The organism is Arthrobacter sp. BG3, from assembly GCF_056680185.1.
In genome coordinates this window covers 1-24,355 of the sequence record NZ_CM155270.1, presented here as the reverse complement: position 1 = coordinate 24,355, position 24,355 = coordinate 1, and the positions used below count along the sequence as shown (strand labels likewise).

Below are 24,355 nucleotides of genomic sequence, written 5' to 3'. Positions count from 1 at the left end.
CCTAGGCACTATCAGGATGGCGAGCCCGGGTGAATTTGGCGATATGTCGGCGGGAGTGGTGCTGGGCCTCCACGAATTCACTCTCCCGCAGTGGCGGAAACATCGGAGATCGCCAGTGCCCCCGGGGCCTCCAGCGCGCTTTGGACGCGGATAGACGAATCGCAATCGTAGTGGAGTCCCGGCCGATGCGGAAGCCGCCGTATGTCAACAGGAACGGCTGCAGACCTGCCGGCCCCGCCGAATGTCAGCGCAGGAGCGTAAGGGGAATCGGCGACCTGAGCCGGGTCTCCCTGGTCTGGACTGTCATGCTGCCGGTTCTGTTCCTGGACCGTCGTCCCGGATCTGATCATCTGATTCCAGCAGGGCGGCAAGGGCGGCCAGGGCGGGGACCGCGCTTTCGATGGCCCTCTGATAGGCCTCCGGCAGCCGTTGCAGGGCCTGTCCGAGACGTTGGTCGTTCGCCGCCTGCCACGCGCTGAGCACCTCGGTTCCCTTATCCGTCAGGCTGAGGCTTACAGACCGCCGGTCGCCCGGGCGGGTCAGGCGTTCCACCAGTCCCGACGTCGCCATTTGCTGGACGAGGTTGCTTACCGTGTTGGTGGCCAGGCGCTGACGCGACGCGAGTCCGCTGACGCCCAGACCCGGTTCATCAGCCAGACGTTGCAGGACCTCGACCTGGGCCATGGGCAGTGATTCCCACGGAAATTCTTGCCGCACGCTCGAACGCAGAACCCGGCGCAGACGGGTGATCGCGCCGGTCAAAGACCACGCGTCGGCACGGGCCTGGGCCGGCCCGGATTCCAGCGCAGGTCCCTCGGCCGTTTTCATGATCTCAGCCTATCCCGATACACCCACCTATAGAATAGTTCTGTGGCAGAACTAATCTCTCCCGTACAAGGCCCTTCATGGGGCCCAACACGGCCCGGTAGGACGTCCGGCCGGGACCAGGGGCTGCAAGTGCGCGGCCGCGTCACGACACCTTCCAGACAGGATGCCTCTCCGCTATGACTGCCAGTGATTCCTTCATTCCATCACCCACCGTCAGTGCCATTCATGTGGGCCCGCTGTCCGTCCACTTCTACGCCCTCTGCATCATGGCCGGCATCGCGTTGTCTGTCTGGCTGGGGTCCCGCCGCTGGGCGGCCCGCGGCGGCCACGCCGGGCAGGTCATGGATATCTGCCTGTGGGCCATCCCTGCAGGGATTGTCGGCGGCCGGATTTACCATGTGGTGACCGATCCCGAGCTGTACTTCGTTCCCGGCGCGAATCCCTGGAATGCGTTCGCCATCTGGGATGGCGGGCTGGGTATCTGGGGTGCGATCGCCTTGGGATGTTTGGGTGCATGGATCGGCTGCCGCAGGGCGAACGTGTCGCTCGTTGCTTTCCTGGATGTGGTGGCACCGGGCGTGCTCTTTGCCCAGGCTCTGGGCCGGTGGGGAAACTGGTTTAATAACGAGCTCTACGGGGATCCGACCGCACTGCCGTGGAAACTTCAGATCCACCAGATGGACTACGCCACCGGGTCTGCGCTCACCGATTCCTCCGGCGCTCCGGTCGTGCTCGGCTATTTCCAGCCCACGTTCCTCTATGAGTCCCTCTGGTGCGTAGCGGTCGGCTTCCTGATCCTCTACCTCGACCGGCGTTTCAGCCTCGGAGCCGGAAGCGTTTTCGCTCTCTATGTCACCGGCTACACGGCCGGGCGGTTCGCTTTTGAACTGATGCGCTCGGACTACGCCAACCTGATCCTGGGGCTTCGGGTGAACACCTGGGTGGCGGCGCTGATCTTCCTGGCAGGCGCAGCCGGATTTGTGCTGTTGTTCCGCCGCGGACGCTCGGTCGCAATCCCGGATGCGGTCGCCTCCGACTTCACCGCAGACGCTGACATCGACGCCGTCCGGCAACCCCCGACGTCCGGCTCGCGGCCGGAATCCGGGCGCGCATCGAAGGAACACACGGATGCTACGTAAGGACTCGCGATGGGGGAAGATACTTTACTTCGTTGTTGCGGGCGCGCTCTGCGGCGTGCTGGTGGCCGGACTGTTCCTCCCGGCGACCGCCATGGCGGGAACGGCCCTCAGCAATTCCATCGGCATGTTTGACCGGCTGCCTGACGACCTTGACGTGAATGCACCACCGCAATCCTCGACCGTGCTGGCCAGCGACGGGACGGTGATCGCTTCCTTTTACGCGGAAAACCGCGTACCCGTCGCACTGGAGAAGATGTCCCCGTTCATCCGGGACGGGATCGTCTCCATCGAGGACGCACGCTTCTACCAGCACGGCGGAATCGACACCACAGGGATTCTAAGGGCACTCGTGGCGACCGCCCAGGGCGGACGCCAGGGCGCCTCCACCATCACCCAGCAGTACGTGAACAACATGATCATCGAATCCCTCGTCACCCAGGGCAAAAGCGACCAGGTCAAACTCGGCTACTCAAAAACCATCGGCGACAAGCTGCGGGAAATGAAGCTAGCCATTGCCCTGGAGACGAAGTACTCCAAGGACCAGATCCTCCAGGGTTACCTGAACATCGTCTATTTCGGCAACGGCGCCTACGGCATCGACGCAGCCGCCGAAGAATACTTCAACGTCCCTGCCAGCGCATTGACCCTGCCTGACGCCGCAGCCCTCGCCGGGGTCGTGAACAGCCCCGTCTACTACGATCCCCTCACCGAACCGGATCATGTAGTGGCCCGCAGGAACGAAGTCCTGGACAAGATGCTCCAACAAGGACATATAACCGCTCCCGAGCATGACGCCGCCGTAAAAGCGCCCATCGGACTGAACGTCCATCCGAGCAGCCAGGGCTGCTTCGGGGCGGTCACGGCACCGTATTTCTGCGACTACGTCCAGCGGCTGATCCTCAACGACCCGGGCTTAGGGGCCGACGAAACAGCCCGCAAGAAACTTCTGTATCTGGGTGGGCTCACCATCCACACAACACTTGACCCGACGCTCCAAAAGGTAGCCCAGGAGCAGGTCAACGCCTCCATGCCCGCCGCGGATCCCCTGCAGCGCGGCTCCTCGCTGGTCAGCGTCCAGCCCGGCACCGGCAAGGTTCTGACCATGGCGCAGAACACCGTCTACAACCCCGCCACGGCGCCGGGAGACTATATGGGCAACTTCGCCCTGCCCGAGAAAGACGCTAACGGCCAGCCGCTCGACGGCGCCGGCGGATTCCAGATCGGCTCCACCATGAAGCCGTTCATTTTTGCGGAATGGCTCAATTCCGGAAAATCAATGGCCACCCCACTGGACGGATCGGTCCGCGTCTATAGAGCCGGATATCCCTGGAAAAACTCCTGCGGTGTTACCACCGGATCCTACGACCCGGCACTCGGCCAGATTCCGCTGCCGAACGATGACCCCAACCATTACTACCGGATGAGTGTCTTGCAGGGCTTGTACCAGTCGATCAACACCATCACGTTCCAGTCCGCTGCCCGGCTGGATTTCTGCAACATCCAGAAAATGGCGACGGCGGCAGGAGTCGCGAACGGACACACCAACCTGCCCTACGACCTGTCCAGCATCGCGAATCTGATCGGCACCCAGGACGTCGCTCCGCTGTCCATGGCCAACGCCTACGCCACCTTCGCGGCAAACGGAGTGCATTGCGACCCGGTTGTTCTGGACTCGGTCACCGGCCCGCACGGCCGGACCTACCCAGTGCCCGGGGCGGACTGCCGGCAGGCCGTTGACCCTGATGTCGCCGCCGGAGTCACCTACGCCCTGAAAAACGTGCTGACCCGGGGCTCCGGCTACAACATTCCGGTCAACAAGAGCTATGACATCTTCGCCAAGACCGGCACCACCGACGGAAACACCATGACCTGGACCGTCGGGGCCACCTCGGGCATCTCCACGGCATCGTGGTTCGGCAGTTACCAGGGCATCGGGCCCCGCTGGGTCAACCAGAACGTCACCATCAACGGAAAGTACTATGCCGCCGTTGACGGCGCCGACATTGCCGGCGGCCAATGGGGACGCCTGATGAACGCCGCGGCACCGCAGTTCTCCACCGCACGCTTTGCCCGGCCGCCAGCTTCCATGCTCAGGTGATGAGGGACCCCCACCAGCCTCCTGCTATCAACAAACGACATCTGCAGGATCTTGCCCCGCAGCACCATGCGGCAAGCCGCCAGGGCCGACACATGCTGCGCGCCGGCCTCGGCCGGCATCAGCCCCCGGGGCGGAGTGAACAGACCGGGTCAACGGCCGCCGGGCACCGGTCCTCGGAAACCGCCCGCTTGAGGAAGGCCCATCCCAGCATGATGACGGAGGCGGCCGCGAGGAACGGCTGAATTGGTGCGAGGTACTGCAGGGCGCCCGAGGTGCCCAATGCCAGCAGTGCCAGCTTGTTGCAGGCGGGGCACCCCACCGCGAAAAACGAGACAACAGCACCCGCAGCGCCGAACCGTGACGGGCCTCCGGTGCCCTCCCCCTGAAGCTCATCGCCCGGGGCGCGCGCCAGATACGTGGCTGCCAGCAGCCCGGTAAGGACCGCTGTGATCCCCAGTACGGGGTACGCCCACCACGTGGGAGGGATTTCACGGCTGAAAAAGGGTGTGTCGCTCAGATCGGTGGGCACCGCCACGACCAGATATGTCAGGGCCGAGGCGGCTGCCGCAGCAAACCACCGGCGCGCCCGCGATTGGGACAGCGCCGCTGTCAAAGTCACCCGGTTCGTTTTATTCACAGGGCTTTCCCGCCCTTCACATAGCATGCAAGAGAATAACTGCTGCATGTTGTGGCCGGGCTGACGCCCCGCCGTCGATAAAGGAGCTCCCATGCCGAACACCGGGTCTTCAGACAATGCCCCGGACGCGGGAGCTGCACGCGGTCTCCTGGTCCATTCCGCGGGGCCGGCCGACAGTGCCGGAATCTCCGCAGCGCGGCCAACGCGGTGGCCGCACTGCCTCCGGGTGTTTCGGTCGAGGTCGTGGTGCAGGGCCCCGGTGTGGCTCTGTTGGCCGCCGGCTCAACCCTGGAGAAGCCGGTCATCGACGCCCTCGCCCGGGGATCCGGATCCTTGCGTGCGGGAACAGCCTTCGTTCTGTGGGTCTGGCGCCGGGGGAGCTGTCCTCCGGTGTCGGCTCGGTCCCTGCGGCCATCGCGCACCTGGCGGCGCGGCAGTGGGAAGGGTGGGCCTACGTCCGGCTGTGATGCCCGCTGACATCAGGTGGAAGGACCACTCGAGGTGCCGGTTTTGGTGGGAAAGAGCGGCCGGCGGGTCGTGCACACATCGCCTGAATCCCCGCCGGTGAACAGATGGGCTGCCAGCGTCCCTTGGCCGGTGGATGTTGCGATCACCAGTCCGGTCAGGCCGATCAAGGGCCATCGGGTGTCGCAAACCGTGGCTTCGGCACCGGTGGGTGCATCAAGGTAGCTGCCGATTATCAGGCCGGCCAGAACCGAGCCGGCCGCGACAATGACGGCATTCCACCACACGGCACCGGTTGGGCCCATCATGCCATTCATCGACACGACACGACAACAGCGGCGGCGGCGGCCGCGGCGACGCCTGCACCGGCCCTGCGGACCGGCCTCCAGCGTCGCAGCAGACCGAAGTCACCGCTCAGCTGTTGCCTTACTCCGGCCTTTGGCCGGCCACTGTCGCTCGCCACTGCTTCCTCGATCCGCTTGTCCGTATCCATGCCTGGTCCTAGCCGAGCACGGGTTGTGGGGGCGCCACTGCGCGGCGGGCGTGCCGTGCGGTCCAGATGAGGACGACAGCCACCAGGGCCATGGCCAGGAAAGCCAGTCCGGAATAGCCCATTGTGGCAAGAACCGGGCCCGCCGATGCCCCGCCGAGGGCGCCGGCGGCATTCATGCTGAGGTCCGAGATGCCCTGGATGGCGGGCCGGTCCTGGATGTGGACGGATTCCGCGACCATGGCCGAGCCGGCCACGACCGAAGCTGACCATCCGAGCCCGAGCAGAACGAGGCTGACCGTAACCCCGGTACGGGAGTCCGCCGCGAACCCGGCGATTATCAGGGAGGCCAGCAGCATGCCCTGGCCCAGGACTATGACGCGCAGCCTCCCGACTTTATCCGCCAACCACCCGAACACGGGGGAGAGGGCGTACATGCCCGCAATGTGCAGACTAATGGTGAAGCCCACGGTAACCAGGCCGCGTTGACTCATCAAAGATGCCCGCGTAGCTGTATTCGAAGAATCATTTGAGAATGCCCGCGTAGCGGTGTGTCTGCCGGGCCGGTGTCCGCCGCTTCGGCATTGTGGGCTATGGAGCTTTCGATGAGTGAACGCAGGGCTGTCACGAAGACCGTCGCAACCCGCTATGCGCGGTCGGACCGGGCTGCGAAGAAGCAGGTTCTGGATGAACTGTGCGCGACGACGGGCTGGCACCGCGACCATGCCCGCAAGGCGCTGCGGAGGGCGCTGGTGTTGAAGGTTGCCCGGCCCAGGGCGCCCCGGCCGCCGCTGTACGGAGAGCCGGTGATCGAGGCTCTGCGGTTCTGCTGGGCGGTTCAGGGAACCCCGTGCGGGCGGCTGCTCGCGGCGGCCCTGCCGGACCTGGTGCCGCGCCTTCGCCGGTTCCAGGAGCTCCAGATCGACGCCGGAACCGCCGCGCTGCTGCTGCGCATCGCACCGGCCACGATTGACCGCAGGCTCAAGGCTGACCGGGCGAAACTGGATCCGCGGGGCCGGTCCCATACCAAGCCCGGCACACTGCTGAAGGACTCCATTCCGATGCGGACCTGGGCCGAGTGGGACGAGGCGGTGCCCGGGTTCGTCGAGATCGATCTCGTCGGCCACGAGGGCGGGAACAGCAGGGGAGAATTCTGTTTCACCCTTGATATCACTGACATCGCGACCGGCTGGACGGAAACCCGGTCAGTGAAAAACAAAGCCCAGAAATGGGTGTTCGCCGCCATCAAGGACGCCACCGCCGCGTTCCCGTTTCCGGTCCTCGGCATCGATTCGGACAACGGCTCGGAGTTCATCAACTGGGAGCTTCTCTGGTGGTGCGAGCAGGAGAAACTCACGTTCACCAGGTCCCGCTCCGGGAACAAGAACGACGGCGCCCATGTGGAGCAGAAGAACTGGCACATCATCCGCCAAACCGTCGGCTACCACCGTTACGACACCGCCGGGGAACTGGAGCTGCTGAACCGGATCTGGGCGCTTCAGCGGCTGCTGACCAACCACTTCGGGCCGCAGCAGAAACTCGTCGCGAAAGTACGCGCCGGCGCGAAGATCAGCAAGAAATACGACACGCCCGCCACCCCGTTCCAGCGCGTCCTGGCCGACACTGGCACCGTCGCCCGGGAAGTGAAGACCCGGCTAAGACGGGAGAACAAAGTCTTGAATCCGGCCGCAATCCAACGTCAGATCCAGGCCCTCTGCGCCGAACTGCTGACCCTCACCGTCGCAAAACAAAGCCCGAAACCCCAGCCGGCTATCCGGGCAAAACCAAATGATTCCACGAAGCAACCCAGGCGGGCATCTTGACATGATTCCCCGGGCAGGCTTGCGCCGTGTTCGCGCAGGTGGACCGGTGTCATGGACATCAGCGCCACCATGGTGGCGTGGCTGAGTGCGACGGCGGCCACCGCGTAGCGCGCACCCGCATTGCTGCGCAGTATCAGCGTTCCACTCCGCGGCCGGGGTGCCTCGACGCTTGAGTCGCGCAGCGACATCGCAGTAAGCAGCGGGTCCGGGCGCAGCCCGGTCAGGTACACGAGGGCGGCGGCCAGCTTGGCGGCCACAGAGAAAGCGAAGGCGCCCGTCATGGCGGCAGGCCGAGCACCGCACCAACGGCCTCGCCCGGACCGAAGGGGTTGGGGCCAAGCACTGCACCGATGGTGGTGGACCAGACAACGATGGAGAGATCCCGCGCCCTGGTGCCGGGCCGGGCCAGGTCGGTGGCGGCGAACCTGGCCTGCAGGTTGACCGCGGAACCCGCCCCGAGCAGCACCAGTCCAAGCAGCAGCAGGGGAAAGGCCGACACCGACGCCGCCGTGATGGCAATGACGGCCCCGGTTCCGGCGATGAGCGCCCCGGTGGAGAGTGAGATCCGCCGTCCCCGGGCGATCGCGAGCCGGGCGAGGGGCACGGCAGCGATTGCAGCCCCGAGGGTGCTCATCGTGGCGGCCATGCCGGACCATGCCGGCGATCCTGAAAGCTGTGCCGCGAGCAGGGAACCGAGGGACAATGTGGCGCCCATGCCGATGCCGCCGAGGATCTGCCCGCCGACCAGGACGGAGAGCACTTTGCGTTGAGGCGGGGCGCCGCCGGCGGGGCCGGCCAGGGACGCGGCGGGTCGTGGTCCTGTGGACCCGGGAATTGGTGGCATCCTGACAGTCTCCGAGATACCCCTTGGGGTATGCAAGAGGGCTCCAGAGGACTTGGTAAATAATACCCCAGGGGTATTATTTGTTGTGTAACCAATCCACCTGAGGAGTCACAATGTGCAGTCCAGTCTGTTGCAACAACTGTGGAAAAATCACCTGGGCCGGTTGCGGCGAGCATGTCGACTCGGTGATGGCCGACGTTCCGGTGGAACGGCGCTGCACCTGCTCCTGACCCGCCGGGTCAGTTTGCCCTGACATACGACCCTGCAATACGTTCCCCGCAGCACGGGGACGTATTGCAGGGCGCTGTCAGCCGGGCAGAAGCCGCGGATACCAACGGGCAAGCCGTGGCGAGGATCGCCGCTGAGTCCTTTCCCGCAATGACCTTCCCGCAATGACCCTGGCCTGACGGCGCGGCCAGTGCAGGTCCGCTCGACTTTGAACCTGACGAATATTCCGTCAGCGCCCCGCGGGCTGCTGCTTGTGGCGCTGCCGCCGCGCACGACGCCCGCATCCCAAGCCGTGGCTCGCTGAACCTTAGGGGTTTGCGTTTGGCCGTCAGGAGTCGCCGGCGAAGGCGACCGAGATCTCAGGGACTGATGTCAGTGAGTTGTGCACGGTGCAGTGGGAGGCGACGGCGAGCAGGGCCTCGCGCCGTTCGGCGGGCACGCCGTCGGGGATGGTGAGGCGCACCTCGATGCGGGCAACGCGTGCGGGGCGTGAGCCCATGCGGAAATCGGCCTCCACGGCCAGGCCCTCGGTGGGCAGGGCGTGCCGTTCCAGGTAGCGGCGGGCATAGAATGCGACGCAGCCGGCGAGGCTCGCGATGAACAGCTCCGTCGGGGTGGGGCCGGTGTCCTCCCCGCCGTCGCTGACCGGCTGGTCGGTCCGGATGACGTGGCCGCGGATGTTGATATCGAAGCGGTCGCCGCCCAGGTGCGCGACCCGGACCGGCTGGCTTCCCCCGGGCGCGGGGCCTCCGGTGGCCGTTGCGCTGCCGGCGGCTGGGATGACTGGTTCGCTGCTCAAGGTGTTTCTCGATCCGTCGGTGGGGCATGCCCGGGAAGCCCCGGCCGGGGGGCCGGGGCGGGGGTTCGTTTTATTTCGAGGAGGCCGGTGCGGCTGCCACTTTCGCCCGGACCTCTTCCATGTCCAGGGCCTTGATGCCCGTGATGAGCTGTTCCAGCCCGGCCGCGTTCATCGCCCCCGGCTGGGAGAAAACGAGGATCCCGTCGCGGAAGGCCATCAGGGTGGGGATGGAGCTGATGCGGGCGGCAGCGGAGAGGCCGGGTTCGGCCTCGGTGTCCACCTTCGCGAAGACGACGTCCGTGTGGTTCTCGGATGCTTTGCTGAACGTGGGGGCGAACATCCGGCAGGGCCCGCACCAGGCTGCCCAGAAGTCCACCAGGACGATGTCGTTGCCGGTGATGGTGTCGTTGAAGGTCGCTTCAGAAATGTCGATGGTTGCCATAGGAAAATATTATACCCCCCGGGGTATTCTGGCAACAGGAAGGCCAGCCCCTCGCCGGTTTGCATTAATACCCCCTGGGGTATCATGATGGAAGGGTAACTACCCGCCCGGGCTGCCGGACAACGTGAAAGGGCACCAGCATGAAGAGCATTTCAGTGGACGATCTGGCAGCACTGGGGTCTGATGTTTCCATCATCGACGTCAGGGAAGAAGAGGAGTACTCGGAGGCCTGCGTCCCGGGAACGAGGAACATTCCGCTCTCAGGTTTTCAGCAATCCCTCGGTGACGTTCCGGTCGGGCGGACTGTCTATGTGATGTGCGCGTCCGGCGGCCGCAGTTCCAGGGCCACGGCGCATCTCGCCGGGCAAGGCTACGACGCGGTGAATGTCATGGGTGGTATCACCGAGTGGTACCGCAACGGGCACCCGGTCACCTACCGGGCGGGCGGCAAGTGAGCATGTCCTCCACCGTCAGCCTCCCGCAGCTCGAGCCGGACCCGGACGCCGGCAGCCGCCGCACCATCAACCGCCTCAAGCGCGCTCAGGGGCAGCTCACTGCGCTGATTGCCGCTGTCGAATCCGGGGCAGATTGCCGCAACGTCGTCACCCAGCTGTCGGCGGTCCGCGGTGCCCTGGACAAGGCTGGATTCGAACTGATCTCGGCGGCGATGCGCGACTGCCTCAACGAGCCAGCGGACGTCCTCCCGGAAGGCGGGGTGCAGCCTGTAGTGTCGGCCCAGAGGCCCACCCTGAAGGAAATCCGCACGCTCTTCCTGCGCCTGACCTAGGCCGCCTTCGGCCAGTGCCAGGACAACGGCGCCCAGCCAAAATATTCAGAACAAAAGCCCCGTCCTACCGAAAGGTCCAGTACATGGAAATCACCCCAGATCAGCTCGCGGAGCAGCTCAAGAGCGGCAGCGACGCCCAGATTGTCGATGTCCGGGAAACCGCTGAAGTTGCCGGGGGCATGATCGCCGGCGCCAGGCACATCGCCCTGGGCGAACTGGCCGGCCGCCTGGACGACCTGGACAAGGCCCGGCCCGTCATCGCCATCTGCCGCAGCGGACGCCGCAGCGCAGCGGCCGCTGACCAGCTCACGGCCGCGGGCTTCACGGCCTACACCGTGCCTGGCGGAATGCTCGATTGGACGGCTGCGGGCTTCCCCGTCAGCTGACCCACCAGACCGCCCGGGCGGCATGCCCCCCAGTTGCCGCCCGGGCTTCCACCTGCCCGGACCCGGTCCCTTTAACCCTGGGAACCGGGCGGTGGACGGCGGCTACCCGCAAACGCGGGGCCGCCAGCAGAAATGCTCGAAGATGTACCGAAATTGTTCCAAGATATTCCGAAAGAGATTATGACTTCCTTGAAGAGCACCCCCGTTGAATCAGCCCCGCAGTCCATCGATGCCTCGACCCTGAAGGCCTGGGAAGACAACCACGACGACCTGATGATCATCGACGTGCGCGGCGGCGCAGAATTCGATTCCCTGCACATCAAGGGCTCCTACCATGTGCCGCTTCCGATGCTCAGTGAGCACACCGAAGAATTCGCGGCAAAAATGGGCACCCGCGTGGTCCTGGTCTGCCAGTCCGGCAACCGCGCCGAGCAGGCCCGCAAACACCTGGACTCCGTGGGCCTGGCCAGCGCCAGCGTCCTGACCGGGGGAGTCCCGGCCTACGCCGCCGCCGGCGGCACCGTGGTCCGCGGCCGCGGGCCCTGGGCCCTGGAACGCCAGGTCCGGATGACCGCGGGATCCCTGGTCCTCGCCAGCATCGTCGCGGCGAAATTTGTCTCACCGAAGCTGGGACTGCTCGCCGGCGGCATTGGCGCCGGGCTGACGTTCTCCGCCGCGACCAACAGCTGCGCCATGGGCCAGATGCTCTCGAAGATGCCGTGGAACCGCTCCGCCAACGAGCCCACCGCGCACCAGGCCCTGCAGAACCTGGACGCCCGGGCATGATCCTCACCGCGGCGGCGTTCGGGCTGATCGTCGGCGCCCTGCTGGGCCTGGTCGGAGGCGGCGGATCCATCCTCGCCGTCCCCGCCCTGGTCTACGGGGTCGGGCTGCCGCTTGCCGCGGCCATCCCGACGTCGCTGGTCGTCGTCGGCGCGTCCTCCGCCGTCGCGGTACTGCCCCGGCTCCGGACCGGGGTGAACTGGCGGCTCGCGCTGATCATCGGCGCCGCAGGAACCGCCACCGCCTACCTCGGCGCGATGGTCAACCGGCTCCTGGACCCGAAGATCCTGCTCCTGGCCTTCGCCGCGATCATGGTCTTCGCCGGCATCCGGATGCTGCTGCCCTCCACCTCCGCGGGCGGCTCCTGCGCCCTGCCCGGAGGCGGGGTCAACTGGCGCAGCTGCCTGCCCAAGGCGATCGCCACCGGCGCCGTCGTCGGGTTCCTCACCGGCCTGCTCGGCGTCGGCGGCGGCTTCCTGATCGTCCCCGCACTGACCCTGGTCCTCGGGCTCCCGATGGCCGTGACGGTCGGGACTTCCCTGGTGATCATCGTCATCAACTCCGCCGCCGGCTTCGCCGCCCACCTGGGCGACCTGCAGATCGACTGGGCCGTCACCGCAGCCTTCGCCGGGGCCGCGATGGTCGCCTCCCTCGCAGCCGGCCGGATCGGCACCAGCATCCCGGACAAGGCACTCAAACGCGGCTTCGGCATCCTCGTCCTCGTCATCGCCGCCTACGTCGCCGTCCAGGCACTCCTGTCCTAAGAGTGCCTGCAAGGGAACAGGGAAGCGCCGGGGGATATATCCTCCGGCGCTTCCCTGTTCCTCAACGCCAGTGCGGGCGAGTCGACTTACCGTCCGAACAGCTTCGCGAAGAAGCCCCTGCCGGCCGATTCATCCTGCTCGTGCCCGCGGCTACGCTGGGAGGACGGAACCCAGCGCGTCACCCCGTAAACGTGCTGGCTGCGGCCCGTCCGGCGTGCCGCCGCGGCTGCAGCCTTCGAACGAGTAGCGTGTCATGCCTAGGGGGATGTCGTGGAAGAAATCCTGATTGCAGGCGGCAAAGGGCGGCTCGGTGTCAGCGGGGCAGGGTTTCTAAACCTGTTCTGGACGCCCGGTTCACAGGTCGACCTGGAAGACGCCATGAAGTCTATCGAAAAGATGCAGGGCCTGAGCGCCAGCCTGGCACTGCCCCTCCTGGTCGAAATCTCTGATGTGACTGTGAGTGCCGCAGCGAGGGGCGCCTTTGAAAGCGCCAAGGCAGTCTCCGCCGTGGCTATGGTGGGATCCACCGTCGTCGACAAGGTTGTGGCGGCCGCCCTGGGGCGGCACGGCTTCTGTCCGCACGCCTACTTCACCTCGCGCGCGGAGGCAATTGAATGGCTGGATGGTCTCGCCTCGCCACAAGTCCGCGGGCTGCGCCAGGCATAGCCTCTCCGCTCTCTGATATGCCAGTGGGTGCGGGGCGTCGTCACCACGCCCGCCTCCCGCAGGAAGGTCCTCTTGATTCTCTTGCGCATCGGGAGGATTGTTGGCCGTGCGGAACGACTTAGTGCCGCGAAGACGCGGTTTCCATGGCGGGAGGCACGATGGCGGCAGGAATGGTTTTCCGGATTGTTGCCGGGGTCGACGGGTCGGACTCGTCTCGGGCAGCTCTTGAATGGGCCCTTGAAGAGGCGCGGCTGCGGTCAGGGGAGGTTTACGTTGTCACCGCATGGCACTACCCCGTCATTGGTGACGCTGCCGGCAGGGCTGAGGACCATGAGGCATTCGGAGATAACGCCCGGAGTGTGCACGCTGATGCGCTGCGGCGGGGATCCGAAGCCGGGGTTCCGGTCAGCGGTGAAGTGACGGAGGGCCATCCCGCGGACGTGCTTCTGAAGGCTGCTGCGGGCGCGGATCTGCTGGTGGTCGGATCGCGTGGCCATGGCGGCTTCGCCGGAATGCTCCTGGGCTCGGTATCCAGCCACGCTGTGCACCATGCCCATTGCCCGGTGCTGGTCGTCCGTACCGGCGCGGATACAGTTCAAGGCTGAGCGCAGGTGCCCGAGCCTCAGGGGCTCACATCCGAGCAGGCAACCGAGCTGCTGGAAACCATCGGCCCCAACGCGGTTCCCCTGAAACATACTGGGCTCCCGGAACGCATCCTCAGGAAACTCTGGGCCCCCGTTCCCTGGATGCTGGAAGCCACGATTATCCTGGAGTTTGCCCTCGCCAAATGGCTCGACGCGACCATCATCCTGGCGGTCCTGACCCTGAACACCGTGTTGGGAATTATCCAGGAGCGGCGGGCCGAGGCGGCAGTGGAGCTGTTGCGCACCCGGCTGGAAGTCAATGCCCGGGTGCTGCGTGACGGGACGTGGACGCTGATGCCGGCCTCCCGGGTGGTTCCCGGCGACGTCATCCACATCCGGGTCGGAGACTTCGTCCCCGCCGACCTCCTCCTGCAGAGCGGGACGGTAATGGCGGATCAGTCCGCTCTCACCGGGGAATCGCTGCCGGTTTCCCGGGAACCGGAGACAACCCTTTACTCCGGCGCCACCGTCGTCCGCGGAGAAGCCACCGGCACCGTGAGCGCCACCGGTGTCGCCACGTACTTCGGCAAGACCGCCGAACTGGTGGGCAGCTCCGCGCCAACAGCCCATCTCGAACACGTAGTGCTGCGGATCGTCCGGGTGTTCATTGCCGTGGACCTGGGGCTCGCAGTGGTGGGGACCACTCACCTGGCCGCAGTCGGGGCCCCTCCCGTGGACGTCATCTCATACGCGGTGATACTGCTTCTCGCCTCGGTGCCGGTGGCCATGCCGGCCGCCTTCGCATTGGCCGGCGCACTGGGTGCGAAGCATCTGGCCACGATGGGGATCCTGACCACCCGGCTGACGGCCCTGCAGGACGCTGCGTCCATGAGCGTGCTCTGCATCGACAAGACAGGCACCCTGACCGAAAACCTGCTCGCGGTGAATGCCGTCTACCCGATCGGGGCCACGAACCGGGAAGAGGTCCTGCGGTGGGCCTCGGCGGCCTCCGACGCCTCCACACAGGACCCCATCGATCTGGCGATCCTCGCCGCTGACGGTGCGGCACCCCAGGGCCGGTCCAGCTTCACACCGTTTGATCCCTCGACGAAGCGGTCCCAGGCCACCGTGGTCAGCGGCGGCAGGAACATTCGTGTCGCCAAGGGTGCCCCGCATGTCATTGCGGCCATGGCAGGGGAACAGCCCCCGCCGGAGCTGGGTGGCCTCGCCTCCGGCGGCGCGCGGGTGCTCGCCGTCGCCACCGACGACGGGAACGGGACCTGGCGCCAGCTCGGACTGGTTGCCCTGGCCGACCGGATCCGGCCCGAAGCCGCAGAACTCCTGAGTCGGCTCACAAGTCTTGGGATCCGCGTCATCATGGTCACCGGCGACAGCGCCGCGACCGCCGCAGCAGTAGCTGCCCAAGTAGGTCTGGAGGGAAGCGTGATCCGGGTCAACGGTCTCGCGGCCCTGGCCAGTAGCAGCGGGTCACCCTCCGTTGTTGCTGAGGTCCTTCCCCAGGACAAGCACCGGATCGTGCAAACACTTCAGCAGGCGGGCCACGTCGTAGGAATGACCGGAGACGGCGTCAATGATGCCCCGGCGCTGCGCCAGGCTGAAGTCGGCATCGCCATGGAAGGGGCCACCGATGTGGCCAAGTCCGCGGCCGGGGTCGTCCTCGTCCGCGGCGGCCTGACAGACATTGTCGGCCTCATCGAGGAAAGCAGGAGAATCCACCAGCGCTCCCTGACCTATGCCCTCAACGTCAGCGTCAAGAAGCTCGAAGTGCCGCTTCTGCTGACGGTCGGTGTGCTTGCCTTCGGACAGCTTGTCTTCACGCCCCTGCTGATGGCGTTGCTGCTGCTGGCGAACGATGTGGTGAGCATGATGATCACCACCGACAACGCGGCATATTCGCAGAAACCCAACACCTGGAACGTGCGCAGGACCATCGCCGGGGCCCTCGTCGTCGCCACACCAATGCTCGGCTCTTCCCTGGCCCTGCTGTGGGCTTCAGGGCAGCTCTGGCCCGGAGGGGGCATGAACCAGCTCCGCACGGTTATTTTCCTGACGCTGGTCTTCAGTAGCCAGATCACGACCTATGTCGTCCGCACCGCCTTACCGGCGTGGAAGGGTCGGCCCTCCCGACTGCTGGTGGCTGCTTCCGTCCTGGACGCCGCGGCCGCGTCGGCGCTGGCACTGTGGGGGCTGCTGATGGCACCGGTTCCCGCCGCCCTGCTGCTGCTGATCCTCGCCACGACCGCCGCGGGAGGCTTCATCGCTGACCTCCTGAAGGTGCCGGCCTTCCGAAAGCTGATGCTCCACACCGGTTGAGCACTTGAGGCAATGCCGCGAGCCCAAGCTGCACCGGTTGTCCAGGCAGCGCAGCCTGGAGGGGCCTTCCGTGGCGCGGCTGCCTAGCGGACTTCGATCACGCCCCTCATCCCGTTGTCCTCATCGTCCAGGATGTGGGAGTGGTCCACGGTGCGCCCGGCGAAGTCCTTGACGGCGATCCTGACCTTGACGTAGCTGTGGTTTCTAGCGTGCCGGTTTGTGGTCGGTGCCGCGCATCCGGACGGCCACAAGGAGGCCCGAGAGCGCTGTCAGTCCTGCGACCACTCCCACGGCGGCCGGTATGCCGTAGGCATCCGCGAGGATTCCGGACAGCAGTGCGCCGACGGCGAAGCCGCCGTCGCGCCAGAGGCGGTAGATGCCGACCGAGCGGGCCCGCCAGGCCGGGTGGGCGACGTCGCCGATGGCCGCGAGCAGGGTGGGGTAGACCATGGCCGTTCCGAGACCCAGGAAGATGGCGGCGGTCAGCCAGATCCCGAAGTCGTGGCCGACGGCGATCATTGCCAGGGCGGCGGCCTGGACGAGCATGCCGCCGACGATCAGCGGTTTGCGGCCGTGTTTGTCCGACAGGGCCCCGGTGACGAGTTGGCCGGCGCCCCAGACGGCGGGGTAGACGGCGGCGAGGATGCCGATTTTTTCGATGGTCAGTCCGGCGGCGGCGAAGAGCACGGGGAAGAGGCCCCAGGCGAGGCCGTCGTTGAGGTTGTTGACCATGCCGGCCTGGCTGACCGAGGAAAGGGATTTGTCCCGGAAGCTGGTGAGGGTGAAGATTTCCCGGTTGCCCAGTTGTCCGTGGGCGCCGGAGTGGGCGGAGACGTGGCTGACGGCCTCCAGCCGGGCGTGGCCCCGGGTCTCCTTCACCGCGAAGACCGACAGGCCCAGGCCTGCGGCGATGTAGGCGGCGCCGAGCAGGAAGGGTCCGGGCCGGAGCCCGTAGTTGGCGGCGATGTAGCCGGTGGCGAGGGCGGTGGCGGCGACGCCGAGGTAGCCGGCGGCCTCGTTCAGGCCCATGGCCAGGCCGCGGCGGGAGGGGCCGACGAGGTCCATTTTCATCATCACGGTGGTGGACCAGGTGAGGCCCTGGCTGATGCCCAGGACGACGTTGGCGGCGACGATCCAGCCCCAGGACGGTCCGAAGATCAGCAGCAGTGGAACGGGAAGTGCGATGAGCCAGCCGGCGATCAGGACGGGTTTGCGGCCGTAGCGGTCCGAGAGGGTGCCGGCGAAGTAGTTGGTGGCGGCCTTCGCGAGGCCGAAGGCCAGGATGTAGGTCAGGGCGGAGGTGTAGAGGTCCAGGTGGAAGACCTGCCCGGCCAGCAGCGGGAGCACTGTGCGTTCCTGGCCGAGGGTGCCGCCGACCAGGGCGTTGACGGCGACGAGGAGCATGAACTGGGCCAGGTTCTGCCGCAGGCCCAGCGAGATGGCCTCCGGCGTGCGTCGGTTTTCCCGCCGGGCTCGGAGGTCCTGCGGTGAAGGGGCGTTACCGGGCGTCATCTGTTTACTCCACTTATTTTGGGACAGACGTTGGCGGCGGCCCGGTGTCCCGGACCGCCGCCAACGCATGTCAGTCAATCACTTCAGATGGTGCCTGGATCAGTTGCTGGCGAGGGACCCCAGCGGCTGCCGGGCTTCCCAGGCGGCGTAGCTGCCGTCGAGTTCGACGACGTCGTAGCCGGCGCGGCGCAGCGCGCTGGCCGCGACGGAGTTCCGCACACCGCTCTGGCAGTAGCTGACGATGGTGCCGGTCGCCGGGAGCTCGTTCAGGTTCCACATCACGCGTCCGCCGCTGAGCTGGTGGGAGCCGGGGATGTGTCCGGCGGCGTGCTCGGTGCGGTTGCGGACGTCCAGGACCATGGCGGCGTCGAAGCCGGCGAGGTCCTCGGGGGCGATGAGCTTCGGGGTGCTGACGGGCAGGCCCTGAAGATCGGTGAGGTAGCCGGCGACGTTGTCGATGCCGACGCGGACCAGGTGGTCCCACATCTCCTGCGCGGCTGCCTGGTTCGGGGCCAGGAGCACCAGCGGGTTCTTGTCGGTTTCGGGGTTGACCACCCAGGCGCCGAAGCTCGCGGTGGACTTGCCGGCGGGAACGTTGAGCGATCCGGTCACGGTGCCCTGGTGGACCTGGTCGTTGGGGCGGGTGTCGATGAACGTCACCTTGTCCGCGGCGAGGTCTTCCGCGACGGTGGCGGGGTCGAGTTCGGCCAGCGGGGCGCGTTCGCCCATCACGGCCGGGCCTTCCCGGTTTTCGCGCTTCATCCGGCCGAAGTAGGCGTGGGCGTCGGGCTGGCCGTCGAGGAGTTCGGCGACGAAGCCCTCCTCGTCGTTGGCGGCCAGGTACGGGCCCCACCAGGCGTAGAGCCGCTCGTAGCCGACCGTGGAGGACGGGATCGCACCAAGGGCCTTGCCGCAGGCACTGCCCGCGCCATGGCCCGGGTGGACCTGAACGTGGTCCGGAAGGGTCAGGAACTTATCGCGCAGGCTGGCGAAGAGCTGCTTGGCGCCGCCGAAGCGGGTGTCCACCCCGCCGGCAGCCTCGTCCAGCAGGTCCGGCCGGCCCAGGTCCCCGGAGAACACAAAGTCGCCCGAGAGCAGGTAGCCGGGGGCGTCGGCGAACGCGCCGTCAGTAATCAGGAAGGACAGGTGCTCCGGGGTGTGGCCGGGGGTGTGCAGGGCCTTGACCGTGATGTTGCCCAGGTTGATCACATCGTTGTCGTTGAGGCGCTCGGCCTCAAAGCCGTACTGCCAGTCCGCCCCACCCTCGCCCGAGACATAGGCCGTGGCGCCGGTAGCGGCCGCCAGTTCACGGGTCCCGGAGAGGAAATCGGCGTGGATGTGGGTCTCGGTGACCGCCACGATCTTCATCCCGTTCGCTGCGGCGAGGTTGCGGTAGACGTCGATGTCGCGGCGGGGGTCAACGACGAGTGCTTCGCCCTTGGCCTGGCAGCCGATGAAATAGCTGGCCTGGGCGAGGTCTTCGTCGTAGATGCGCTCGATAAGCATGTGCTCTCCTTCGTTGGGGGGTGGGGGAGTTTCCGTAAGAGATTCTCCGTTCCTCTAACTACAACGGTAATACCCCCGGGGGTATCTTGCAAATGGTCCGTGCGCGGCTGGATGTCGGAGACCCACTGCTAGCCGTTATACCCTCCGGGGTATAGAATTAGCAAAGTACCCACCACCTCTGGAGTCCGCCATGGAACTTGATTCGACAGAACTCGCCCCCGTCATCAACCGGCTCAAGCGTGCCCAGGGACAGCTCGCCGGCGTCACGCGCATGCTGGAGGAGGGCAGGGACTGCAAGGACATCGTCACCCAGCTTGCCGCTGTCTCGAAGGCTTTGGACCGGGCAGGTTTCGCGATCATCGCCAGCGGCCTCGAGCAGTGCCTTGTCCGCGGGGACTCGAGCATGGACACCAAAGACCTGGAAAAACTCTTTCTGTCCCTCGCCTGAGGCACACCGCCACCACCCTTGCAGGAGCAGCCATGAGCTATACGCATACTGTTACCGTCCCGCTGGCCTGGGAGGAGGCTGTGCAGCGCACCCGCGAGGCCCTCGCCGGACAGGGGTTCGGCATCCTCTCGGAGATCGACGTCCGGGCCACGTTTGCGTCCAAACTCGGCGCCGGCGCCGCCGATGACCTCGGCGACTACATGATCCTCGGCGCCTGCAACCCGGCCCTGGCCAGCCGGGCACTCTCCGCTGAACCGGATATGGGTGCGCTGCTGCCCTGCAATGTCGTCGTCCGCCGGGGCAAGGGTGCGGCCGAGACGACCGTCCAGGCCATCGATCCGCAGACCATGGTGACGTTCAGCGACAGCCCGGCCGTCCGCGAGGTTGCCAACGACGCCGACACCCGGCTCCGGGCAGCCCTGCACACACTCAGCGGCGCAGAAATCCCCGGGAACTGAAGCACCCGACTGTCCCGGCCTCCAGAAGCCCTGCCGTGCCGCGGGCAAGGCCGGAACCGGAATGGCAGAGCGGTTGCCTGGGATCCGTGAGAGGTAATGGCCGCGGTACCCGGGTTGTCGTAGATGAGTCCCAGGGGCCAACACCACGCATGTCCAGTTCCCCCGGCAGCGTCCAACACGGTAGATGTACCCGAGAAACGGAGAAGGATCATGGAATTTGTAGCCTTTATGCGCGGCACGTCCGGCAGGGCTTTGCGGATAGCAGCTGGTCTGGTGCTGGCTGCAGTAGGAATCGTGGGAGCCGGCGGCCTATGGGGCATTCTGCTGGCTGTCCTCGGCGCAGTCATGATCGCGGCTGGAGCGTTCAACTTTTGTCTGCTGGCCCCGCTGTTCCATGCCGATCTGTGGGGCAGGCCAAAGCGCGCCAGCCACTAGCGCCGCTGGAAGCAGGCGCCGGCGCACGAAGGGAGCGGGACCCGTTTTGCGTTCCTGAGCGAATGCGTCGAAGCCGGCAGTGAAGGCTGGCGTGGCCAGCGGGCCGACAAGGCTCGCGACGTCCGATGTTGTGTAGGAAGCCGCGGCGGGGTCGCCAAGATACCCCGGGGGGTATATTGTGGTAGGTATCACAAGGTTCGGACCACACGGAGGCGGCGTGGGCTCGGCAGCGGAGGCGAAGACGCACCCACTGCAGGCTATGCAGGTTTCGCGGGCCGGTCACAACCCGATATGTCCGGCGTCGGTGCTGAAGCGACGCTCGATTCCCAGAGAGGCGCCTTACCAATGTCTATGCACCACGAGATTCTGATCATCGGCGGCGGCAACGCGGGGCTGAGTGTTGCCGCCCGACTCCGCAATGCAGGGCGGACCGATATCGGTCTGATCGAGCCGAGCGAGCAGCACTATTACCAGCCGCTGTGGACCCTGGTCGGCGGAGGCGTCGCTAGCCAGGAGGAAACGGTCCGTCCGCAGGCATCCGTCATGCCCCAGGGCGTTGCCTGGATCAAGGACGCTGCGACGGACATTGACCCTGAGCGCCGCAGCGTCGCACTCTCCTCCGGCGGTTCCATCACGTATGACTATCTGGTGGTCTGTCCCGGAATCCAGCTGGACTGGGACAAGATTCCCGGAATGGCCGAAGCCATGGAAACCCCGGCGGCGTCCAGCAATTACCGATACGACCTGGCGCCCAAGACCTGGGACATGATCCGGAACCTGAAGTCCGGGACGGCTGTGTTCACCCAGCCCTCTGGTCCAATCAAGTGTGCGGGCGCCCCGCAGAAAATCGCCTACCTGGCCGCCGACTACTGGCGTAAGCAGGGGGTGCTGGAGGACATCCGGGTGGTCATGGTTCTGCCCACGCCGGGCATGTTCGGGGTCAAGGTGTTCGCCGATGAGCTCGAACGCGTGGTGGAAAAATACGGCATCGAAGTCCGCTTCAACAGCGAAATGACCGCGGTGGACTCAGCCGCCGGCACGGCAGTGATCACGGACAACGCGGCAGGGTCCAAGGAGTCCCTGGACTACGACCTGCTCCATGTCGTGCCGCCGCAGTCGGCCCCGGACTGGCTCAAGCTCACGCCGCTGGCCGATCCGGCCAACCCAGCCGGCTACGTGGACGTTGACAAACACACCATGCGGCACAAGCGCTACCCGGAAATTTTTGCCCTGGGCGACGCCGGGTCCACGCCGAATTCGAAGACCGGAGCCGCGATCCGCAAACAGGCCCCGGTGCTGGTGAAGAACCTGCTGGCAGCCATGAACGGATCACTGCCATCGGCCCAGTACAGCGGGTACGCTTCATGTCCGCTGACCACGGCGCGGGGAAAGATGTTGCTGGCTGAGTTCGACTACACCCTCCAGCCCGCCCCCAGCATCCCCTTCATCAACACCACCAAGGAACGCACCGACATGTGGCTGCTCAAGCGCTACGGCCTGCCGTTTATGTACTGGAACCTGATCCTCAAGGGCCGCGCCTGAGACTCCTGAGGCATCGGCCCTGAAGACAGCACTCGTGTGGCCCGGGACAGTTCACCGTCCCGGGCCACACGACTCGGCACGGGCGTCGAGGCCCCCGCGGAGCCGTCCGTACCGCGCGCGTGGGTCCAAACTCTGAGCGATACCGGATGATCGGCCCCCAAAAAAAGTCCTGTCGTTCTTGGCTCAAGTATCGGCCGCGCCAGCCGGATCGCAGAGAGTCATCTCGTCGGGTGACTTTGTTCCCTGTTGCGTGCCCGCATGAGGGGATTAACTGGCGCTGTGCCCGGGGTCTGGAAGCGGGGGAACCATCCGGGACGCTCCTGCTTTCACAGCACATCTCCGGGTCGTTACGAAATTCCACAGGAGGAAACGAATGAGTGAACAATCAGCGCAAGGTGCGGGCCCAAACGAATCACCGGCCCCCGGCGGGACCGCCGAATGTCCCTACTGCAAGGAGACGATCAAAGCGGGGGCTATCATCTGCAAACACTGCGGCTCCTTTCTCGGCTCGGAGTCACCGGAACATCAGGGACTTTGCCCGTTCTGCAAAGAGAGCATTAAACCAGGAGCGACTGTCTGCAAGCACTGCAGATCGCGGCTGGACCCGGGGGGCATGATGGGTCGGGGGTGGGGGCCCGGCGGCGGATACGCCGGATGGCGCGGCCGTGGGCCAGGCTGGATGGGAGGGCATCACCAATGTGAGCACCACCGGCATTGGTAAGCGCGCCGGCAGAGGTTACGTGGCCCAGGAGCACGTTGCTGGTGTCGAAACCAAGCGCGTGGCCTACCTTTGGGCTGGATCCCAGCCGGGAGGCCGGGGAGGACATCACCCGAGAGGAGCGCCTGGCCTGCGCCGGGCCGGAACCGTGGCGGTCCTCGACGTGCGTACGGACGGAGAATATAGTGCCGCTCCCCGCGGCGCCTACAGTGTCCTGGCCTATGAAGCCGTGGATCTCTTGAATGGCGCCTCGGCAGCCGGCCGTCGAAGCGGCCGCAGCCTAAGAAAGTCCCTGCCCGTGGCCGGCGGCCACTACGGCCCCTGGGAGTCCGGCACCCTGCAACACTGCACCACGGAGGAGATACGCACATGATGTACGGATGGGACGGCAGTTGGGGAACCGGGGCATGGATACTGATGGCGCTGGTGATGCTGCTCTTCTGGGGGGGTGTCGTCTCCGTGGTGATCCTGTTGCTCCGCCGCGGCCAGGGTCCGGCAGCACCGGGCCCTTACGGACCTTACCCACCCCACGACGAGGCCGAACGGATCCTCAACGAACGGTTCGCCCGAGGGGAAATCGACGAAAGTGAGCTCACCGCGCGCCGGGCAGCACTCAGGCGGAAGCAATGAGCTCCCGTTCCCGGGTCGAGTTGCTGGTCGGCATCCTCGCCGCACTGGCCCTGACGGCACTCTCTCTGGCCGCAGTCGCGTTTCTGGGACCGCAACGGGACGGCGCCCTGGCTTACCGCGCGGGTTGCGCGGCACCGGCCCTGGCCGGAACGGTGGTCAATGTCGCCGCAACGGACATGGGAGGGCCCATGATGGGCGGGCCCGGACGCCAGGGAGCCATGCGCCTTACAGCCGATAGGGCCACCGTCCCGGTCGGAACAGTGGGCTTGGTCCTCGCCAACGCAGGGCACTACGCCCATGAGCTGGTGATCCTGCCGCTTCCCGGAAACCAGATCGCCGGAACCCGGCCCGTCGGGGGGGACGGAAAAATCGATGAGGCCGGCAGCCTGGGCGAGGCCTCGTCCACTTGCGCCGAAGGCGCCGGCCAGGGGATCCTGTCCCGGAGTGCCGGCTGGGTCAGTGTGGACCTTCCGCCGGGACGCTACGAACTGGTCTGCAACTTCCCCGGCCACTACGCCGCAGGCATGTACACACAGCTCACCGTCACCTGATACCCCGGAGATGACCGGAGGGCTCAGAAGACGAGCACCTTGCCTTGGTTCCGACGCCCCACGGAGCCCCACAGAGAAGTGTTCATTCGTACCTTTGAGAAAGGCACTCAGGGCGTACAACAGCCTGGATCAGCAAACGCCATTTCGCAGTTCTAAGACGTTGAGGGGAGTTAGAGCGGGCGCCAGCGACAACGAACTCCTGGAAGAAGGCCGCGCCCTCGCTCTCGACATCGTCAACCAGTCCGGCAACATGCACCTCACCACCGTGCTTCTGAAGAAGCCCGAGGGTTCATAAGCTCGATTAATGCCGACCATCTCAAGAAGCCAGGAGCCCAAGGCGTTCGTTTATGACGGAACCCAGGCAAGATCACTGCGGCGGTCGTCTTTCTAAAGAACGATCGTATTTGAGATGATTAGGTCTTCCCGGCGGAGGAGGGTGTTGAGGACTTCGCGCATGG

The 24,355-nt window shown here is 66.0% G+C and carries 29 protein-coding genes; 19 read left to right on the top strand and 10 right to left on the bottom strand.

The features are described from left to right. Positions 1-303 precede the first annotated feature (303 nt). A complete protein-coding gene (locus tag AC1MFL_RS00145; protein ID WP_479812457.1) occupies positions 304-828 on the bottom strand; it encodes a MarR family winged helix-turn-helix transcriptional regulator in 525 nt (174 codons plus the stop codon). A 176-nt stretch (positions 829-1,004) separates the two neighbouring features. Between AC1MFL_RS00145 and lgt the strand changes: the two genes are divergently transcribed. Beyond that, entirely contained in the window at positions 1,005-1,967 is a 963-nt protein-coding gene (lgt, locus tag AC1MFL_RS00140) for a prolipoprotein diacylglyceryl transferase (RefSeq protein WP_479812455.1), read from the top strand. Further along, positions 1,957-4,065: a transglycosylase domain-containing protein gene (locus AC1MFL_RS00135; protein WP_479812453.1), complete on the top strand. Its 2,109-nt coding sequence runs from the start codon at positions 1,957-1,959 to the stop codon at positions 4,063-4,065. The genes lgt and AC1MFL_RS00135 overlap by 11 nt, the downstream gene beginning before the upstream one ends. Before the next feature lie 118 nt (positions 4,066-4,183). Here AC1MFL_RS00135 and AC1MFL_RS00130 read toward each other — a convergent pair whose 3' ends face one another. From AC1MFL_RS00130 to AC1MFL_RS00115, 4 genes are all read right to left on the bottom strand, one after another. Then, the gene (locus tag AC1MFL_RS00130) at positions 4,184-4,684 is read right to left on the bottom strand and encodes a hypothetical protein (protein WP_479812452.1); all 501 of its coding nucleotides are present in this window, start codon (positions 4,682-4,684) and stop codon (positions 4,184-4,186) included. Positions 4,685-5,181: 497 nt separating this feature from the next. After that, positions 5,182-5,475, bottom strand: coding sequence for a hypothetical protein (locus AC1MFL_RS00125; RefSeq protein WP_479812450.1), 294 nt, complete (start codon positions 5,473-5,475; stop codon positions 5,182-5,184). Between the two features lie 5 nt (positions 5,476-5,480). Continuing rightward, positions 5,481-5,660 carry a hypothetical protein gene (locus AC1MFL_RS00120; protein ID WP_479812448.1) on the bottom strand — a complete coding sequence of 60 codons (180 nt, stop codon included), beginning with the start codon at positions 5,658-5,660 and terminating at the stop codon, positions 5,481-5,483. Between the two features lie 8 nt (positions 5,661-5,668). Continuing rightward, positions 5,669-6,151, bottom strand: coding sequence for an MFS transporter (locus AC1MFL_RS00115; protein WP_479812446.1), 483 nt, complete (start codon positions 6,149-6,151; stop codon positions 5,669-5,671). 111 nt (positions 6,152-6,262) lie between these two features. Between AC1MFL_RS00115 and AC1MFL_RS00110 the strand changes: the two genes are divergently transcribed. Next, positions 6,263-7,480: a DDE-type integrase/transposase/recombinase gene (locus AC1MFL_RS00110; RefSeq protein ID WP_479812445.1), complete on the top strand. Its 1,218-nt coding sequence runs from the start codon at positions 6,263-6,265 to the stop codon at positions 7,478-7,480. Between the two features lie 277 nt (positions 7,481-7,757). Here AC1MFL_RS00110 and AC1MFL_RS00105 read toward each other — a convergent pair whose 3' ends face one another. The 3 genes from AC1MFL_RS00105 to trxA form a co-directional block, all read right to left on the bottom strand. Beyond that, complete coding sequence (locus tag AC1MFL_RS00105; protein ID WP_479812443.1) at positions 7,758-8,324, bottom strand: MFS transporter; 567 nt, start codon at positions 8,322-8,324, stop codon at positions 7,758-7,760. 556 nt (positions 8,325-8,880) lie between these two features. After that, positions 8,881-9,351: an OsmC family protein gene (locus AC1MFL_RS00100; protein ID WP_479812441.1), complete on the bottom strand. Its 471-nt coding sequence runs from the start codon at positions 9,349-9,351 to the stop codon at positions 8,881-8,883. Positions 9,352-9,421: 70 nt separating this feature from the next. Next, a complete protein-coding gene (gene trxA / locus AC1MFL_RS00095; protein WP_479812439.1) occupies positions 9,422-9,793 on the bottom strand; it encodes a thioredoxin in 372 nt (123 codons plus the stop codon). A gap of 140 nt (positions 9,794-9,933) precedes the next feature. Between trxA and AC1MFL_RS00090 the strand changes: the two genes are divergently transcribed. The 8 genes from AC1MFL_RS00090 to AC1MFL_RS00055 all read left to right on the top strand — a co-directional run bounded on the left by AC1MFL_RS00090 (position 9,934) and on the right by AC1MFL_RS00055 (position 16,097). Next, entirely contained in the window at positions 9,934-10,248 is a 315-nt protein-coding gene (locus tag AC1MFL_RS00090) for a rhodanese-like domain-containing protein (RefSeq protein WP_479812437.1), read from the top strand. Between the two features lie 2 nt (positions 10,249-10,250). Then, a complete protein-coding gene (locus AC1MFL_RS00085; RefSeq protein WP_479815604.1) occupies positions 10,251-10,580 on the top strand; it encodes a metal-sensitive transcriptional regulator in 330 nt (109 codons plus the stop codon). Positions 10,581-10,663: 83 nt separating this feature from the next. After that, positions 10,664-10,966 carry a rhodanese-like domain-containing protein gene (locus AC1MFL_RS00080; RefSeq protein ID WP_479811886.1) on the top strand — a complete coding sequence of 101 codons (303 nt, stop codon included), beginning with the start codon at positions 10,664-10,666 and terminating at the stop codon, positions 10,964-10,966. Between the two features lie 180 nt (positions 10,967-11,146). Further along, positions 11,147-11,752, top strand: coding sequence for a rhodanese-like domain-containing protein (locus AC1MFL_RS00075; RefSeq protein ID WP_479811888.1), 606 nt, complete (start codon positions 11,147-11,149; stop codon positions 11,750-11,752). Next, positions 11,749-12,513: a sulfite exporter TauE/SafE family protein gene (locus tag AC1MFL_RS00070; protein ID WP_479811890.1), complete on the top strand. Its 765-nt coding sequence runs from the start codon at positions 11,749-11,751 to the stop codon at positions 12,511-12,513. The genes AC1MFL_RS00075 and AC1MFL_RS00070 overlap by 4 nt, the downstream gene beginning before the upstream one ends. A 270-nt stretch (positions 12,514-12,783) precedes the next feature. Continuing rightward, positions 12,784-13,179, top strand: coding sequence for a DUF7793 family protein (locus tag AC1MFL_RS00065; protein WP_479812435.1), 396 nt, complete (start codon positions 12,784-12,786; stop codon positions 13,177-13,179). Positions 13,180-13,349: 170 nt separating this feature from the next. Then, positions 13,350-13,784, top strand: a complete 435-nt coding sequence (locus AC1MFL_RS00060; protein ID WP_479812433.1) for a universal stress protein — start codon at positions 13,350-13,352, stop codon at positions 13,782-13,784. A gap of 6 nt (positions 13,785-13,790) precedes the next feature. Continuing rightward, complete coding sequence (locus AC1MFL_RS00055; RefSeq protein ID WP_479812431.1) at positions 13,791-16,097, top strand: HAD-IC family P-type ATPase; 2,307 nt, start codon at positions 13,791-13,793, stop codon at positions 16,095-16,097. Between the two features lie 204 nt (positions 16,098-16,301). On the opposite strand, the gene AC1MFL_RS00050 is transcribed toward AC1MFL_RS00055, so the two are convergent. Then, entirely contained in the window at positions 16,302-17,501 is a 1,200-nt protein-coding gene (locus tag AC1MFL_RS00050; RefSeq protein ID WP_479815602.1) for an MFS transporter, read from the bottom strand. 207 nt (positions 17,502-17,708) lie between these two features. Further along, entirely contained in the window at positions 17,709-19,115 is a 1,407-nt protein-coding gene (locus AC1MFL_RS00045) for an MBL fold metallo-hydrolase (protein ID WP_479812279.1), read from the bottom strand. A 190-nt stretch (positions 19,116-19,305) separates the two neighbouring features. Between AC1MFL_RS00045 and AC1MFL_RS00040 the strand changes: the two genes are divergently transcribed. The 8 genes from AC1MFL_RS00040 (at position 19,306) to AC1MFL_RS00005 (ending at position 24,192) form a co-directional block, all read left to right on the top strand. Then, positions 19,306-19,563: a metal-sensitive transcriptional regulator gene (locus AC1MFL_RS00040; protein ID WP_479812429.1), complete on the top strand. Its 258-nt coding sequence runs from the start codon at positions 19,306-19,308 to the stop codon at positions 19,561-19,563. A gap of 32 nt (positions 19,564-19,595) precedes the next feature. Then, positions 19,596-20,021: a DUF302 domain-containing protein gene (locus AC1MFL_RS00035; RefSeq protein ID WP_479812427.1), complete on the top strand. Its 426-nt coding sequence runs from the start codon at positions 19,596-19,598 to the stop codon at positions 20,019-20,021. Positions 20,022-20,231: 210 nt separating this feature from the next. Continuing rightward, positions 20,232-20,456, top strand: a complete 225-nt coding sequence (locus AC1MFL_RS00030) for a YgaP family membrane protein (protein WP_479812425.1) — start codon at positions 20,232-20,234, stop codon at positions 20,454-20,456. Between the two features lie 345 nt (positions 20,457-20,801). Next, positions 20,802-21,998: an NAD(P)/FAD-dependent oxidoreductase gene (locus tag AC1MFL_RS00025; RefSeq protein WP_479812424.1), complete on the top strand. Its 1,197-nt coding sequence runs from the start codon at positions 20,802-20,804 to the stop codon at positions 21,996-21,998. A 373-nt stretch (positions 21,999-22,371) separates the two neighbouring features. After that, positions 22,372-22,719 carry a zinc ribbon domain-containing protein gene (locus tag AC1MFL_RS00020; RefSeq protein ID WP_479812422.1) on the top strand — a complete coding sequence of 116 codons (348 nt, stop codon included), beginning with the start codon at positions 22,372-22,374 and terminating at the stop codon, positions 22,717-22,719. A gap of 366 nt (positions 22,720-23,085) precedes the next feature. Next, positions 23,086-23,346 (top strand): SHOCT domain-containing protein, encoded by a 261-nt coding sequence (locus AC1MFL_RS00015; protein WP_479812420.1) that lies wholly within the window; start codon positions 23,086-23,088, stop codon positions 23,344-23,346. Continuing rightward, on the top strand, positions 23,343-23,897 hold the full coding sequence (locus AC1MFL_RS00010) for a sulfocyanin-like copper-binding protein (RefSeq protein ID WP_479812418.1): 555 nt from the start codon (positions 23,343-23,345) through the stop codon (positions 23,895-23,897). The genes AC1MFL_RS00015 and AC1MFL_RS00010 overlap by 4 nt, the downstream gene beginning before the upstream one ends. A gap of 160 nt (positions 23,898-24,057) precedes the next feature. Further along, positions 24,058-24,192 carry a hypothetical protein gene (locus AC1MFL_RS00005; RefSeq protein ID WP_479812416.1) on the top strand — a complete coding sequence of 45 codons (135 nt, stop codon included), beginning with the start codon at positions 24,058-24,060 and terminating at the stop codon, positions 24,190-24,192. The last annotated feature ends 163 nt before the right edge of the window (positions 24,193-24,355 follow it).